At 71.6% G+C, this 15,147-nt stretch carries 14 protein-coding genes; 6 read left to right on the top strand and 8 right to left on the bottom strand.

The window, feature by feature from the left end; all coding sequences use genetic code 11:
• Positions 1-182: 182 nt before the first annotated feature.
• The 4 genes from B0675_RS16115 to B0675_RS16100 form a co-directional block, all read right to left on the bottom strand.
• Positions 183-515: a thioredoxin domain-containing protein gene (locus B0675_RS16115; protein WP_081221822.1), complete on the bottom strand. Its 333-nt coding sequence runs from the start codon at positions 513-515 to the stop codon at positions 183-185.
• Positions 512-940 (bottom strand): MerR family transcriptional regulator, encoded by a 429-nt coding sequence (locus B0675_RS16110; RefSeq protein ID WP_081219515.1) that lies wholly within the window; start codon positions 938-940, stop codon positions 512-514. Before B0675_RS16110 ends, B0675_RS16115 begins: the two co-directional genes overlap by 4 nt.
• Before the next feature lie 138 nt (positions 941-1,078).
• Positions 1,079-1,843 carry a DUF2127 domain-containing protein gene (locus tag B0675_RS16105; RefSeq protein ID WP_081219514.1) on the bottom strand — a complete coding sequence of 255 codons (765 nt, stop codon included), beginning with the start codon at positions 1,841-1,843 and terminating at the stop codon, positions 1,079-1,081.
• Positions 1,844-1,955: 112 nt separating this feature from the next.
• A complete protein-coding gene (locus B0675_RS16100) occupies positions 1,956-3,812 on the bottom strand; it encodes an MFS transporter (RefSeq protein WP_241539948.1) in 1,857 nt (618 codons plus the stop codon).
• 184 nt (positions 3,813-3,996) lie between these two features.
• Here B0675_RS16100 and B0675_RS16095 point away from each other — a divergent pair, with 184 nt between their 5' ends.
• Positions 3,997-4,605, top strand: coding sequence for a TetR/AcrR family transcriptional regulator (locus B0675_RS16095; RefSeq protein ID WP_081221821.1), 609 nt, complete (start codon positions 3,997-3,999; stop codon positions 4,603-4,605).
• 172 nt (positions 4,606-4,777) lie between these two features.
• On the opposite strand, the gene B0675_RS16090 is transcribed toward B0675_RS16095, so the two are convergent.
• Positions 4,778-6,172, bottom strand: a complete 1,395-nt coding sequence (locus B0675_RS16090) for a cation:dicarboxylase symporter family transporter (protein WP_081219513.1) — start codon at positions 6,170-6,172, stop codon at positions 4,778-4,780.
• Between the two features lie 256 nt (positions 6,173-6,428).
• Between B0675_RS16090 and B0675_RS16085 the strand changes: the two genes are divergently transcribed.
• The gene (locus B0675_RS16085) at positions 6,429-8,351 is read left to right on the top strand and encodes a sensor histidine kinase (protein WP_081219512.1); all 1,923 of its coding nucleotides are present in this window, start codon (positions 6,429-6,431) and stop codon (positions 8,349-8,351) included.
• Positions 8,348-9,028: a response regulator gene (locus B0675_RS16080; RefSeq protein WP_081219511.1), complete on the top strand. Its 681-nt coding sequence runs from the start codon at positions 8,348-8,350 to the stop codon at positions 9,026-9,028. Before B0675_RS16085 ends, B0675_RS16080 begins: the two co-directional genes overlap by 4 nt.
• Before the next feature lie 45 nt (positions 9,029-9,073).
• On the opposite strand, the gene B0675_RS16075 is transcribed toward B0675_RS16080, so the two are convergent.
• Genes B0675_RS16075 through B0675_RS16065 form a run of 3 tightly spaced genes read right to left on the bottom strand, consistent with a single transcriptional unit; the run spans position 9,074 to position 11,666 of the window.
• A complete protein-coding gene (locus B0675_RS16075) occupies positions 9,074-10,114 on the bottom strand; it encodes an NAD(P)-dependent alcohol dehydrogenase (protein WP_081219510.1) in 1,041 nt (346 codons plus the stop codon).
• A gap of 35 nt (positions 10,115-10,149) precedes the next feature.
• Positions 10,150-10,941: an SDR family NAD(P)-dependent oxidoreductase gene (locus B0675_RS16070; RefSeq protein WP_081221820.1), complete on the bottom strand. Its 792-nt coding sequence runs from the start codon at positions 10,939-10,941 to the stop codon at positions 10,150-10,152.
• A gap of 8 nt (positions 10,942-10,949) precedes the next feature.
• Positions 10,950-11,666: a TetR/AcrR family transcriptional regulator gene (locus tag B0675_RS16065; RefSeq protein WP_081219509.1), complete on the bottom strand. Its 717-nt coding sequence runs from the start codon at positions 11,664-11,666 to the stop codon at positions 10,950-10,952.
• A gap of 277 nt (positions 11,667-11,943) precedes the next feature.
• On the opposite strand from B0675_RS16065, the gene B0675_RS16060 reads away from it, so the two are divergent.
• The 3 genes from B0675_RS16060 (at position 11,944) to B0675_RS16050 (ending at position 15,126) form a co-directional block, all read left to right on the top strand.
• Positions 11,944-13,338 (top strand): extracellular solute-binding protein, encoded by a 1,395-nt coding sequence (locus B0675_RS16060; protein WP_081219508.1) that lies wholly within the window; start codon positions 11,944-11,946, stop codon positions 13,336-13,338.
• Positions 13,339-13,436: 98 nt separating this feature from the next.
• Complete coding sequence (locus tag B0675_RS16055) at positions 13,437-14,270, top strand: sugar ABC transporter permease (protein WP_203659979.1); 834 nt, start codon at positions 13,437-13,439, stop codon at positions 14,268-14,270.
• A gap of 1 nt (position 14,271) precedes the next feature.
• On the top strand, positions 14,272-15,126 hold the full coding sequence (locus B0675_RS16050; RefSeq protein WP_081219506.1) for a carbohydrate ABC transporter permease: 855 nt from the start codon (positions 14,272-14,274) through the stop codon (positions 15,124-15,126).
• Positions 15,127-15,147: the final 21 nt, after the last annotated feature.

Below are 15,147 nucleotides of genomic sequence, written 5' to 3'. Positions count from 1 at the left end.
GGAATTCTGTGTGTGAGCCCTTGTTTGACAATTCCGCTCCCGCCCGGATATACTCTGCATCGTGAACTTCTTTGTGACTTGAGGTTCCAAAGTCGCAAAGCATTGAATATACGCAAAAGAATCCCCCGGGCGCAATTGCCCAGGGGATTTTCTGTGTTCCGGGGTGGCCTGTGGCGACGGGCTCAGAGCACGTCGGACACCTCTTGGAGCAGTCGCCGCTTCGCGCGGGCGCCCACCATCGACTTCACCGGTTCCCCGTCACGGAAAACCATGAACGTCGGCATCGAGAGCACTCCATAGGCGAGCGTCGTCTCCGGATTGGTGTCCACGTCCAGCTGGACGACGCGGAACCGGTCGCCCTCCTCGAAAGCCAGCTCGCTCAGCACCGGGCCCATCTGCCGGCAGGGCGGGCACCAGTCGGCGGTGAACTCCACCAGGACGGGCAGATCCGCCCCGATCACCTCCGCCGCGAAGTCCTCGTCCGTCACCTCGGTCACGCCTGCCGCTCTGATCATCGCGTCCGCCCTCCCAGCTCGCATACGGGTTCCGGACCTCCCGGAACCAGCGCGTCGGCCGCCAGCTCGTCACGGGCCCGCTCCGCCCGCGTCAGCTGTTCGCCGACCTGTGCCCGCACCGACCGCAGCTCGCCGATCAGTGCGTCGAGCTCGCCGAGCTTGCGGCGGTAGACCTCCAGGGAGGCGGGACACGCGTCGCCCTCGGGGTGCCCGGCCCGCAGACACTCCACGAAGGGCCGCGTCTCCTCCAGGTCGAACCCGAAGTCCTGGAGCGTCCTGATCTGCCGGAGCAGTTTCAGGTCGTCCTCGCCGTACGTCCGGTACCCGTTCTCGCCGCGCCGCGCGGGCAGCAGCCCCCGCGACTCGTAGTAGCGCAGGGTCCGTGTGGTCGTCCCGGCCCGCGTCGCCAGCTCGCCGATTCGCATGACCCGACGGTAATCCTTGACGCCGACGTCAAGGCAAGCCCTCGCGGGCCGTCGCGGAGACCCCCGGCAAGGGTGACCGACCCGCCCCGGGCTCCTCGGCCGTCGTCCGGTCGACGCGGGCGCCCCGGCGCCGAGGGGTCACACCATGACGCCGGCCGACTCCTCGATCTCCAGGAGCGAGGCGCTCTGCCGTTCCGCCTCGAAGGCCCGGTGTCCCCCGCGCAGGCCGAACAGGCGCTTGGCCAGGGCGATGTAGAGGACGGCGAGGATGTTCAGGACCAGGGTGGCGATCTTCAGCCAGCTGATGTGCTCGGTGAGTTCGTAGACCTCCAGCGGGAGGAAGGCGGCGGTGGCGACGACCGTGAGGTACTCCGCCCAGCGTTTGGCGTACCAGAGGCCGACCGCCTCGACGATCTCGATGAGGGCGTACACGAGCAGCAGGACCGCGACCAGCAGCAGCGTGGAGTGCTTGTAGCCGAACGTCTTCTGGATCGTGCCGACCACCGGCGAGTGGTCGAGGTCGTAGTGGAAGTGCCGGAACACGGGCCGCAGGACGTCCAGATACTCGTCGAAGAGCCGGCGCACCGCGTCCTGGCTGTTGCTGAACCTCCACACGGCCACGGCGACCAGCACGATGAACACGCCGCGCACCGCCCGCTCGATCGCCAGGAAGCGCAGGATGAAGAGGTCGCGCAGCACCTTGCCGCGCGGCACGAGCGGCGCCTCGGCGGCGGGGCCCGAGCCGTGCGGGTCGCCGAGCGCGAAGTCGCCGCAGCGCAGACAGCGCCAGGCCTCGCCCAGCCCCGTCTCGGCCCGCAGCCGCTCCCGCAGCGCCCCCTCGACGGGCGCGTACGTCACATGCCCGCGCCGCGCACAGGTACGCCGGTCCCAGTCGATCTTCATGCTCGCCGTCCTCCACAGAACGTGCCGTGCCGTGCCGGTCTGTCCGGCACGGCACGCTAGTGCACGGTGTACGAGACGACAGCCCGGGGGCCGCGGTTCCGGAGCGCCGGGGTCAGCGGCCCGCGCGCGCCGCCGAGGCGCTCGCGTCCGGCGACTCGGCGACGTCGACTCCGGCGCCGTCCTCGACACCGGCTCCGGCAGCCCCGGCACTGGCTCCGTCCTCGGCCTCGGCTTCGGCAGGTGCTGCGGAGTCCGCGCCGTTCTCCGCGGCCATCCCCGCCTCGGCGTGCTCGCCCGACCCGGTGCCCGGCTCGGAGCCGGTCTCGGCGTCGGTCTCGGAGCCGGTCTTCGGGTGTCCCTTGCGGGGCAGCAGCACGGCGACCAGGACCGTGCCGACGCCGAGGATCAGTGCGCCGACGAGGCTCGTGTGCGCCACCGCGTCCGAGAAGGACGAGCCGACCGCGTCGGTCATCTGCCGGGCGCCGTCGGCGAGTTGACCGGCCTGCGCCTTCAGCTGGGCGGCCTGCCCCGCGTCCGTCGTGTGTGCCGCCTGCTCGCCGAGCTGACGGGCCTTGTCGCCGATGCCCTGGGCGACGGCGTATCCGGCGCCCACCGAGTCCTGGGCGGTGGACAGCGCGTCCGCCGGCAGCTTGCTGCCCGCCGTCGCGTCCGTGAGGTGCGAGGAGTACGAGCCCGCCAGCACCGAGCCGAGGATCGCGATGCCGAGCGAGCCGCCGAGTTCCAGCGAGGTGTCGTTGACCGCGCCGCCGACGCCCAGTTCCGCCTCGGGGAACGCGCCCATGATGGCGTCCGTGCAGGGCGACAGGGCGAGCCCGATGGCGAGGCCGAGGATGACGAGCGGCACGACGAAGTCGCCGTACGACGAGGCGGCGTCGACCCGGGTGAGGAGAGCGAGGGCCGCCGTCCCGCCGACCATGCCGGCGGTGACCGTGATCCGCATGCCGACGCGCGGGGTGAGGTAGCCGGTGAGTGCCGAGCCCACGAAGACGGCTCCGGCCAGCGGCAGCATCCGTACGCCGGTGTCCAGGGCGTCGTAGCCGAGGACGAACTGGAGGTGCTGGGTGAGGTAGTAGAAGGCGCCGAAGACGGCGAGGAAGAAGAGGGCGACGGCGAGGTTCGAGCCCGCGAAGCGGCGTTGCGCGAAGCGGCGTACGTCGACGACCGGGCGCGGGTGGCGCAGCTCCCACAGGACGAACAGGAGCAGGCCCGCGCCGGCGACCACGGCGGCGGAGACGGCCTTCACTCCCCAGCCGAAGTGGGGCCCCTCGATGATCATGTAGACGAGCGAGCCGATCCAGACCACGGAGAGCAGACCGCCGACGTAGTCGATGCGGTGGCGGTGCGCGGCGCTGGACGGCGGGACGAGGACGAGGGCGCCGACGATGGCGAGGACGGCGATCGGCACGTTGATGAGGAACGTCGACGACCAGCCGTGGTGCTCCAGCAGGGCGCCGGCGACCAGCGGTCCGGCGGCGATGGCGAGCCCGGCGGTGGCCGTCCACAGGACGATCGCCTTGGCCCGCTCGGCGCGCGGGAAGGTCGCGGCGAGCAGGGAGAGCGTCGCGGGCATGATCAGCGCGGCGCCGACGCCCATCACGGCGCGGGCGGCGATGACGCCCGTGGAGCTGTCGACGAGCGATCCGGCGACCGCGCCGCCGCCGAAGACGACGAGTCCGAGGACGAGCGCGCCGCGACGGCTGTATTTGTCGCCGATCGCGCCGAGCAGCAGCATCAGCGCGGCGTAGGGCACCGTGTAGCCGTCGATGACCCATTGCAGGTCGGCGCTGGACAGGCCGAGGTCCTGGGTCATGTCCGGGGCCGCGACGGTGAGGGCGGTGTTCGCCATCACGATGATCAGCAGGCTCAGGCAGAGCACGAGCAGTGCCCACCAGCGCCGGGCATAGGGCCGGTCCATCCTCTCGACCGGTTCGTTCATGACGAGACGCATGGCCACGGTCGCCCTCCTCCATCGTCCGGAACGGGGATCGGCCCGCGCCGGGACTTGCACAGTGGCGTGCAATTACACAACCATGTGCAATGTACGAGGTTGCACAGCGCTGTGCAAATCAGGAGGTGGAGCCATGACGACCGCAGGACGTGAGGGCGCCCGGGAGCCGGGCAGAATGGCAGCCATGACCACGGGTAACCCGAGCCGCGCCGATGTGAACCGCCGCCGCATCCTCGATGTCGCGCTGGCCGAGCTGCTGCGCGACCCCGACGCGTCCATGGACCAGATCGCCAAGGCGGCGGGCGTCGTACGGCGCACGGTGTACGGACACTTCCCCAGCCGGGAGGCGCTGGTCGGCACGCTGACCGACGAGGCGGTGGCCGCCGTGGCCGCGGCGCACGCGGCGGGCCGTGAGGGGGTCGCGGACCCGGCGGAGTCCCTCGCCCGCTCGACGCTCGCCGTCTGGGAGATCGCCGACCGCTACCGGCTGCTGGTCGCGCTCGCCCAGCGGAGCGTCACCATGCAGGGCATCCGCGAGCGGCTCACGCCGGTCCGGGAAGCCTGCGCGGAGATCCTCCGGCGCGGCCTGGAGCAGGGCGTGTTCGTGTCGCCGCTGCCGCCGCACGCGCTGGCGTACGTGCACGAGCAGACCCTGTTCGCGCTCATGGAGGCGGTGAACGACGGGCTGCTGGCAGCACAGGAGGCGGGCCGCTCCGCCGCGGTCACCATGCTGGCCGCGGCGGGCGTACCCGCCTCACGCGCCACCGCGTTGGTGGCGGAGCTGAGCGACTGAACGGGCCGGGGTCAGGGGTCCCGTCCCGTCCGTCGCCCGGCCCGGAACCGGCCGGCCGGGCCCGCGGGGGGTGCGGCCCGGCCGGCCGGCGTCTGGCGGACCGGCGTGTGCCGGTCCGGTGGGGGGCGTCCGCGCCGGAGATCCGACGCGGGCCGGTCCCGGGCGGGGCGCTCTACGCCTTGGCCAGTTCCTTCTCGCCGCCCTGTTCCGGTACGTCCGGCGCGTCGGCGGCGTCACCGGCCGTGCCCGACTCGTCGAGCAGGGTCTTCTCGTCGAAGGGCAGCCGCCCGGCGAGGACCTCGGCGACCCGCTCCTTGTCGATCTCGTTCGTCCAGGTGCCGATCAGGACCGTCGCGACGGCGTTGCCCGCGAAGTTGGTCAGCGCGCGCGCCTCGCTCATGAAGCGGTCGATGCCGACGATCAGACCGACCCCGTCCACCAGGGCGGGCTTGTGCGACTGGAGGCCTCCGGCCAGCGTGGCGAGACCCGCGCCGCTGACGCCCGCGGCGCCCTTGGAGGCGACGAGGAGGAAGAGCAGCAGCGGGATCTGCTCCCCGATCGACATCGGCGTGCCCATCGCGTCGGCGATGTACAGCGACGCCATGGTCATGTAGATCATCGTGCCGTCGAGGTTGAAGGAGTAACCGGTCGGCACGGTGATGCCGACGACCGACTTGCCGACGCCCAGGTGCTCCAGCTTCGCGATGAGGCGCGGCAGGGCGGACTCGGAGGACGACGTGGACAGGATCAGCAGGAACTCGCGGCCCAGGTACTTGAGGAACGTGAAGATGTTCAGGCCCGTCACCACCCGCAGCACCGTGCCGAGCACGAGGAACACGAAGAGGAAGCAGGTGACGTAGAAGCCGAGCATCAGCACGGCGAGGCTCTTCAGGGCGTCGACGCCAGCGGAGCCGGTGACGGCGGCGATGGCGCCGAAGGCGCCGAGCGGGGCGGCCCACATGACCATCGCGAGGATGCGGAAGACGAGCCGCTGGATGTGCTCGATGCCGCGCAGCACGGGCTGTCCGGCCGACCCCATCGCCTGCAGGGCGAAGCCGGTGAGGAGCGCGACGAGCAGGGTCTGCAGGACCTGGCCCTCGGTGAACGCCGAGACCATGGTGGTCGGGATGATCGAGAGCACGAAGTCCACCGGCGGCAGCGCCTCCGCCGACACCTGGCCCTGGCCCGCCTCCTTGACCGCGTCGGTCATCGCGAGGCTGCTGCCCGGGTCCAGGATGTTGCCGACGACCAGGCCGATGGCGAGCGCGACCAGGGACATCACCAGGAAGTAGCCGAGCGCGATCCCGCCGACGGCGCCGACCTTCGCGGCCTTCCGTACCGAACCGATGCCCAGCACGATGGTGCAGAAGATGATCGGCGAGATCATCATCTTGATCAGGTTCACGAAGCCGGTGCCGATGGGCTTGAGCTCGACCGCGAAGTCGGGGGCGATCAGGCCCACGGCGATACCGAGGATCACGGCGCCGATCACGGCGAGGTACAGGTAGTGCGTGCGGTCCCGTTTGGCGGCGGGTGCGGCAGGTGCCGTCTGCGATGTGCTGGCCACGGCTGCCCTCCTTGACGACGTCATCGGCATCATCCGGCGTGCGGCTCACGTCCGGCGGTACCCGGCGTGCGGCTCACGTCCGGGGGTCCGGGGGCGTGGGCTCCCGGGGGGATGAGGGGACTATCTCCCGGCGTGTGAGGGCGGTCACCCTTCCGTTCATTGAGTTCACGCCGCGCCGCCGGGCGATTTCACGCCGCGCGGACCGCGCGGGTCCTGCCCGGTGGAGCACTCGCGCGGGCGAGGCACACTGAACGGCATGCGCCTTCCCCGCGTCCCGCGACCCCGCAGCCTCGCCGGCCAGCTCTTCGGCATGCAGGCCGTGCTGATCGCGGTCCTCGTCGCCGGATACGCGCTGTTCACGTACGTCAGCGACCGCAGCCAGGCCGAGGAGGCCGCGGGCCGGCAGGCGATGGCGGTCGCCCGCTCCGTCGCGGACGCCCCGTCGGTCCACGAGGCCATCGGCACCGCCCACCCGACCGAGCGGCTCCAGCCGTACGCCCTCCAGGTGCAGCGGGACACCGAGGTCGACTTCGTCACGATCATGGACCCGCGCGGCATCCGCTGGACGCATCCCGACGAGACCCTCATAGGGCAGCACTTCCTCGGGCACATCGGCCCGGCCCTCGCCGGCCGCTCCTTCACGGAGACGTACACGGGCAGCCTCGGCCCCTCCGTGCGCGCCGTCACCCCGATCCGGGTCGACGGCGGGACCATCGGCCTGGTCAGCGCCGGCATCAAGGTCGAGGCGATCACCAAGCGCGTCCAGGACCAGGTCACGGCACTCATCGGGGTCGCGGCGGGCGCGCTGCTGCTCGGCGGCATCGGAACGTACGTCATCAACGCCCGGCTCCGGCGCTCCACCCACGGGATGAACGCGGGCGAGCTGAGCCGTATGCACGACTACCACCAGGCCGCGCTGCACGCGGTGCGCGAGGGTCTGCTGATGCTGGACGGGCAGTTCCGGGTGGCGCTGATGAACGACGGCGGCCGGGAACTGCTCGGTGTCACGGACGGGGTGGTCGGCCACTCGGTGGCCGACCTCGGGCTGCCCGCGCCGCTCACCGGCGCGCTGCTGTCGGCGGAGTCCCGCGTGGACGAGGTGCATCTGACGGACACGCGGGTCCTCGTGGTGAACACCTCGCCGGTGTCCGGCGGGGAGCGCCGGGGCACCGTGGTGACGTTGCGCGATGTGACCGAACTCCAGTCGCTGACGGGCGAGCTGGACTCGGAGCGGGGCTTCACCCAGGCTCTGCGCTCGCAGGCGCACGAGGCGGCGAACCGGCTGCACACGATGGTCTCGCTGATCGAGCTGGGCCGCGCCGAGGAGGCCGTCGACTTCGCGACCGCGGAGCTGGAGCTGGCGCAGGCCCTCACCGACGAGGTGGTCTCCGCGGTCAGCGAACCCGTCCTCGCGGCGCTGCTGCTGGGCAAGGCGGCTCAGGCGAACGAGCGCGGGGTGGAGCTGGTGGTGTCCGAGGACAGCGGCATCGACGACGGGCTGCTCCCGGCCTCGCTCTCCGCCCGCGACCTGGTCACGGTCCTCGGCAATCTGATCGACAACGCGATGGACGCCGCGCAGGGCACGACCCGCGCACGGGTCACGGTGACGGCGTTCACGGACGACGCGGTGCTCGTCCTGCGGGTCGCCGACACCGGTCCGGGGGTGGACCCCGCCCACGCCGAGCAGGTCTTCCAGCGCGGCTGGTCCACGAAACCGGCGGGCCCCGCGGGCCGCGGCCTCGGCCTGGCCCTGGTCCGCCAGACGGTCCTGCGCCACGCGGGCACGCTCACGGTCCGGGAGGCACCGGGCGGCGGAGCGGAGTTCGAGGCCCACCTCCCCCTGCCGACCGCACCCACCGACCCGGGCACGGGCGCCGTCGCGCCCCCGCACGCCGAGATGGGCACGGGTACCGTCCCGGCTGCGCCGCCCCACGCCGGCACGGGCACTGTCCCGGACCCGCTCGCCCACACAGGCACGGGCGCCGTCCCGGACCCGCCCGCCGACACGGAGAGGGATTCCGTCCCCGGCCAGGACCGGGCCCTGGTCACGGACCCGGAACCGGATCTCCACCCGGTCCCGGAGTCAGGACCGCCCGCCCCGGAACCCGGCTCCGTGCCGCGTCAGTCCATCCACCCCGGCCGTCCGACGCGGTCCGCCCTGCACGGAGGCGATGTATGACCGATCCGATCCGGGTGCTCGTGGTCGAGGACGATCCCGTGGCCGCCGACGCGCACCTCATGTACGTGGGGCGGGTGCCCGGCTTCACGGCTGTCGGGAAGGCGCACACGGGGGCCGAGGCACGTCGCGCGCTGGACCGTACGCCGGTGGACCTGCTGCTGCTCGACCTGCACCTGCCGGACGGGCACGGCCTCCAGCTCGCCCGTTCGCTGCGGGCGGCCGGGTACCACGCCGACGTGATAGCGGTGACGTCCGCGCGGGACCTGGCGGTCGTACGGGAGGGTGTGTCGCTCGGGGTCGTGCAGTACGTGCTGAAGCCGTTCACCTTCGCGACCCTGCGCGACCGGCTCGTCCGGTACGCCGAGTTCCGCGCCGCGGCCGGTGAGGCGAGCGGCCAGGACGAGGTGGACCGGGCGCTTGCGGCCCTGCGCGCGCCCGGGCCCGCGGCGCTGCCCAAGGGGCTGAGCGCGCCGACCCTGGAGCGCGTGACCGTCACCCTGCGGGACTGCGCCGACGGCCTGACGGCGGCCAGGGTCGCCGAGGCCGTCGGCATCTCCCGGATCACGGCCCGCCGCTACCTGGAACACCTGGTGGAGGCGGGCCGGGCCGCCCGCGCCCCGCAGTACGGGACGGTGGGGCGGCCGGAGTTGCAGTACCGGTGGGTGACGAAGGGCTGACGAGCCGGAACCTCGTCTCCACAGGCCCGTCAGCCCGTGACTGCCTCAGCCGTTCGGCAGGATCACGGCGCGCCCGTTGATCTTCCCGGCGTGCAGCCGCTCGTACGCGAGGGGCGCCTCGTCGAGCGAGTACGTCTCGGTGTGGACGGAGACGGCGCCGGCCCGGGCGAGGTCGAGGACCTCGATGAGTTCACCGCGGGAGCCCCAGTAGGGCGCGGTGACGGACACCTCGAAGGGCAGCGAGCCGAACCCGACGGGCAGGGCGCCGCCGCCGATGCCGACGATGCCGATGTCGCCCTCGACGGCGGCGACGGCACCGGCGGTGCGGACGGTCGGCTCGGCGCCGACGAAGTCGAAGACGGCCTGGGCGCCGATACCGCCGGTGAGTTCGCGCACCTTCGCGGCCGCTCCGGCGTCGGAGAGCACGGCCTCGTGGGCCCCCACCGTGCGGGCGAGCGCGAGCTTGTCCTCGCTGACGTCGAGGGCGATCACCCGGGCGGACGTCATCGCGCGCAGCAGCTGGATGGCGACGTGCCCGAGGCCACCGGTGCCGATGACCACCGCGGTCGAGCCGGGCGTCAGCTTCGGCAGGGACCGCTTGATCGCGTGGTACGGGGTGAGGCCGGCGTCGGTGAGCGGGACGGCCGCGACCGGGTCGAGGCCGTCGGTCGGCACGAGGTGCCGGGGGTCGTCGACGAGGAGGTACTCGGCCATCGCGCCGGGGGCGCCGAGTCCGGGCGGCCGGATGCCGAGCTCGTCGGCGCGCAGGCAGTAGTTCTCCTTGCCCTCCGCGCACTTGGCGCAGACGCCGCAGCCCCACGGTCCGTAGACGGCGACCTCGTCACCCACCGCGACCCCGCTCACGCCGTCGCCGAGTGCGGCGACCGTGCCGGCGCCCTCGTGCCCGAGGGTCAGCGGCAGGGCGTACGGGAAGCTCTCGGCGGGCCAGCTCATGACCGCGATGTCCGAGTGACAGACGCCGGCGGCGGTGACCTTCAACAGGACCTGCCCCGGGCCGGGTTCGGGGTCGGGGACGGTGACCACCTCGGGGGCGGCGCCGATGGTGCGGTACTGGAGTGCCTTCATGTCGTTTCTGCTCCTCTCGAACGGCTGGGTGCGGCTCAGACGGCGGTGTAGGCGCCGTCGACCAGGTGGTAGCCGCCGTGGACGAAGGAGGCGCGGTCGGACAGCAGGAAGACGATCAGCTCGGCGACCTCCTCGGGGCGGCCGAGCCGTCCCGCCGGGTGGAGTCCGACGAGTCCGTCGTACTGGGCCCGGTCCATGCCCTGGAGCAGGGGGGTCTCGATGAAGCCGGGGCCGACCGCGTTGATCCGGATGCCCGAGGAGGCGTACTCGGCGGCGGCCGTCCGGGTCAGCCCGATCACGCCGTGCTTGGCGGCGACGTACGCGGAGGATCCGGCGGAGCCGACCGAGCCGAGGATGGAGGAGACGTTCACGACGGCACCGCCGCCGGCCGCCTGGAGGGCGGGGATCTCGTGGCGCAGCGAGAAGAAGACGCCGTCGAGGTTGGTGCGGACGACGCGGTTGTACGCGTCGATGTCGTACGCGCCGGTCGGGGCGACAGGGCCACCGATTCCGGCGTTGTTCACGGCGAGGTGGAGCGCGCCGAAGGTGTCGACGGCGAAGGCGACGGCGGCCTCGACCGACTCGGGGCGGGTCACGTCGACGGCGACGGCGGCTGCCTTGACGCCCTCGGCGCGCAGGTCGGCGGCGGCCTGCTCGGCGCCCTCTTCGTTGTGGTCGGCGATGACGACGGAGGCGCCGCCGAGGCCGAGCCGGCGGGCGGTGGCGAGGCCGATGCCGGACGCGGCGCCGGTGACGAGGGCGGTGCGGCCGGAGAACTCGGTGGCGGCGTCGGCGAGACCGGCCGGGGTGGTGGGGGTGGTGCTCATGGTGCTGGTCACTTTCCTGATCCGGGGTGGGTGGCGTGGGAGGCGGCCAGTGCGGCCTCTCCCATCAGCGCGTCGTAGGCCTGCTCCACCAGGGAGGCCAGGTCGGCGGCGGCCGAGTCGGTGGGGCCCGTGGCGTCGCGCGCCCAGGCGCGCAGCGCGGCGGTGAGGACACCGGCGGCGGCGTCGACGACGACGGCCGGGCGCAGGTCCCGTACCTCGTCGGTGCCGAGCCGGGCGGCGATGATGCGGATCGACTCCTCCTGGGCGTCGACCCGGATGCGCTCGTAGGCGGCGAAGAGCGCGGGTTCGGTGTCCACCAGGGCGAGCAGCCGGCGCATGTCGGGGCGCAGGTGCCGGGCCGGGTCCGTCTGGTCGGCGAGCCAGTCGGCGACGGCACGGCGGTACGCGACGAGCGGTGGTTCGGCGGCGGGCCGGGCGCGCAGGCAGGCGTTGATGCGGTCGCCGTCGCCGCGGACGAAGTCGAGGGCCGCGTCCTCCTTGCCGACGAAGTGGCGGCTGAAGGTGCGGCGGGTGACGTCGGCGCGGTCGGCCACGGCGGAGACGGTCACGCTCTCCAGACCCTGGTCGAGGATCAGCTCGATCGCGGCCGTGGCGAGGGTGTCGCGGGTGCGGCGGGCCTTGCGCCGTCGCCGGTCCTCGACGTCCGCCCCGGCGGGCGCGGTGCCCGGGGTCGCCGTCGGCTCCGTTGCCTCGATGTCTCCCATGCCTTCGACCGTACACCCGAAAATGTCTCAGTGGGACATGAGTCTCGGTGGGACATGAATCTCATGGGGGCACCGGGCCGGATCTGATGATCGGGGAGCTCCAGGACCCGGCGCGGCGCTACCGGCGCCCCGACGGGGCGGGAGCGGGGCCGGAGCGGGACCGGGGCCGGCCTCCGCGGACAACAACGTTGTCATGTTGGTGACTTGGGCTGTTGCACGGCCATTGACCCCCGATCCGGCGCCCCCTTACGTTCACCGGCAGACAACTCGGCCCTCAATGACGCAGGCCCTGCAGGAGGTCGTGCCCGTGCGCCCCACCGCCGCCCCCGTACTTCTCGCCACGCTGCTCGCCGCGACGACCCTCACCGCGTGCGGGTCGGGATCGGGAAGCGATCCGGACACCGTGAAGGTGTCGTTCAAACAGTCCACGGACAACTCGGTCCGGGTGATGGACACCTACCTCGGCGAGATGAAGAAACAGTTCGAGAAGGCGAACCCCGGGAAGAAGGTCGAACTCGTCCCGATCAAGGCCCCGGACTCCGAGTACTACACGAAGCTCCAGCAGATGCTGAGGTCGCCGAAGACCGCCCCGGACCTGGTCTACGAGGACACCTTCCTCATCAACTCGGACATCACCAGCGGGTACTTGAAACCGCTGGATCCCTATCTGGACAAGTGGTCCGACTGGGGCCAGTTCATCGACACCGCGAAGGCGGCGGCCAAGGCACAGGACGGGAAGACGTACGGCGTCCCGGACGGCACGGACACCCGCGGCCTCTGGTTCGACAAGGGTGTCTTCGCGAAGGCGGGGCTGCCCGCCGACTGGCAGCCCAAGACCTGGGACGACGTCCTCGACGCGGCCCGCGCCATCAAGAAGAAGGTCCCCGGCGTTACCCCGCTGAACGTCTACACCGGCAAACCCGCCGGTGAGGCGGCCACCATGCAGGGCTTCGAGATGCTGCTCTACGGGACGGGCGACGGCACGTCGGACCCGCTGTACGACACCGCGTCGAAGAAGTGGGTCGCCGGCAGCCAGGCCTTCAAGGACGCGCTCACGTTCGTGGAGACGGTCTACAAGGAGAAGCTCGGCCCCGACGTCACCGACGCCCTCGACCCGAACTTCGCCACCAGCGTCCGCGGCGACCTGCTGCCGGGCGGCAAGCTCGGCATCGACCTCGACGGCAGCTGGCTCCCGCAGGACTGGCTGAAGGGCTCCGGACACGAGTGGCCCGCGTGGTCGCGCAAGCTCGGCCTCGCCCACATGCCCACCCAGCACGGCCAAGCCCCCGGCAAGGTCAGCATGTCCGGCGGCTGGACCTGGTCGATCCCGTCCAAGGCCGGCAACCCCGGCCTGGCCTTCGAGTTCATCAAGACGATGCAGACGAAGGCGAACGCCCAGAAGTGGTACATCGCCAACTCCGGCATCGCGGTCCGCAAGGACGTCGCCGCCGACCCGGCGTACACCCAGGCACAGCCCGGCATCAAGTTCTTCACGGACCTCGTCGCCAGCACGCACTACCGGCCCGCCTACCCGGCGTACCCGAAGGTGTCGACCGCGATCCAGGAGGCGATGGAGAGCGTCACGACCGGGGACAGTTCCGTCGACAAGGCGGCGAGCACCTACGACGAGGAGCTGAAGTCGGCCACCGACGACCAGGTGACCCGCAAGTGAGTGTCACGACGAAGGCGGCACCCCCACCGCTCCACCGGCCGGCCACGAAGGTCGCCTCCCCTCACCGGGGAGGCCTCCTCCGCTCCGCCGGCCGGGCCCTGCCGCTCACCCCCGCGGTCGTCCTGCTGCTCCTCTTCCTCGCCGGCCCGATCGTCTACTGCGCCTACATCGCCTTCACGGACCTGCAGTTGACGGGTCAGGCGCACTCCTCGTTCGTCGGGTTCGACAACTTCAGGGAGGCGTTCCGCGACGACGCGTTCCTCAACGCCGTATGGCTGACGCTGGTGTTCACGGTCCTGTCGTCGCTGGTCGGGCAGAACACCCTGGGCCTCGCGCTCGCCGCGCTGATGCAGCGGGCGTCGAAGCCGGTCCGCACGCTGGTCGGAGCGGTCGTCATCACCGCTTGGGTGCTGCCCGAGGTGGTCGCGGGCTTCCTGCTCTACGCCTTCTTCCGCCGCGAGGGCACCCTGAACGCCATCCTGGACTGGCTCCATCTCCCGTCCCAGAACTGGATGTTCACGCTGCCGATCCTCGCGGTGTCGTTCGCGAACGTGTGGCGGGGCACGGCCTTCTCGATGCTGGTCTACTCGGCGGCCCTGAACGAGATCCCGAAGGAGATCACGGAGGCCGCGGAGGTGGACGGCGCGGGCGGCTGGCGGCGGATGTGGCACATCACGCTGCCGATGATCCGCCGCTCGATCGGCACCAACCTGATGCTCAACACCCTGCAGACGCTGTCGGTGTTCGGGCTGATCTGGGTGATGACGCGGGGCGGCCCGGGCGACCGCAGCCAGACCCTGCCCCTGTTCATGTATGAGCAGGCCTTCCAGAACAGCATGATCGGGTACGGCACGGCGGTGGCCCTGCTGCTCCTGGTGGTGGGCTCGCTGTTCTCGCTGGTGTACATGCGGCTGCTGCGGACGGAGGTGTGACATGGCCGTCCTGACCCGCGGCGTACGACCGCGGTCCCGCCGGTCGGCCCGGCGGCTGGCCGCGGACGCCGGACTCCTGGTGGTGGCGGCCGCGTTCGCGCTGCCGCTCGCGTGGGTGGTGCTGTCGTCGCTGGACGCGCACGCCGACCTCAGGGTGAAGGTGCCGGACGGGGTGACCCTGTCGAACTTCGACGCCGTCATGACGTCGGACATCACCTTCACGCCCCTGCTGAACAGCCTGATCCTGTGCGGTGGCGGCACCCTTCTGACGGTGGTGTGCGCGGCGCTCGCGGCCTACCCGCTGTCCCGCTTCCGGTCGCGGCTGAACCGGCCCTTCCTGCTGACCGTCCTGTTCGCGACGAGTCTGCCGATCACCGCGATCATGGTGCCGGTGTACGCCCTGTTCGTGCAGGTGAACCTCATCGACACCATGCAGGGCACGATCTTCTTCTTCGCCGCCTCCCAACTGCCTTTCGCCATCTGGCTGATGAAGAACTTCATGGACGGCGTCCCGAAGGAGCTGGAGGAGGCGGCCTGGACGGACGGGGCGTCCTCCCTGCAGTCCCTGATCCGGATCGTGCTGCCCCTGATGGGGCCGGGGGTGGCGGTGGTGACGGTCTTCTCGTTCGTGATGATGTGGGGGAACTTCTTCGTCCCCTTCATGCTGCTGCTCACCCCGGACCAGATGCCGGCGTCGGTCGGCATCAACGAGTTCTTCGGCAACCGGGGCACAGTGGTCTACGGGCAGCTCGCGGCGTTCTCCGTCATCTACTCGACGCCCGTGATCCTGCTGTACGTCCTGGTGGCCCGACGGCTGGGCGGGGGGTTCGCGCTCGGCGGCGCCGTGAAGGGATGACACTCGTCGGACCGCCCGTAC

Origin of the sequence: Streptomyces sp. M41(2017) (genome assembly GCF_002078175.1) — a bacterium.
In the GTDB taxonomy this organism is placed as follows: Bacteria; Actinomycetota; Actinomycetes; order Streptomycetales; family Streptomycetaceae; genus Streptomyces.
This window is presented reverse-complemented; position numbering and strand designations above follow the sequence as displayed.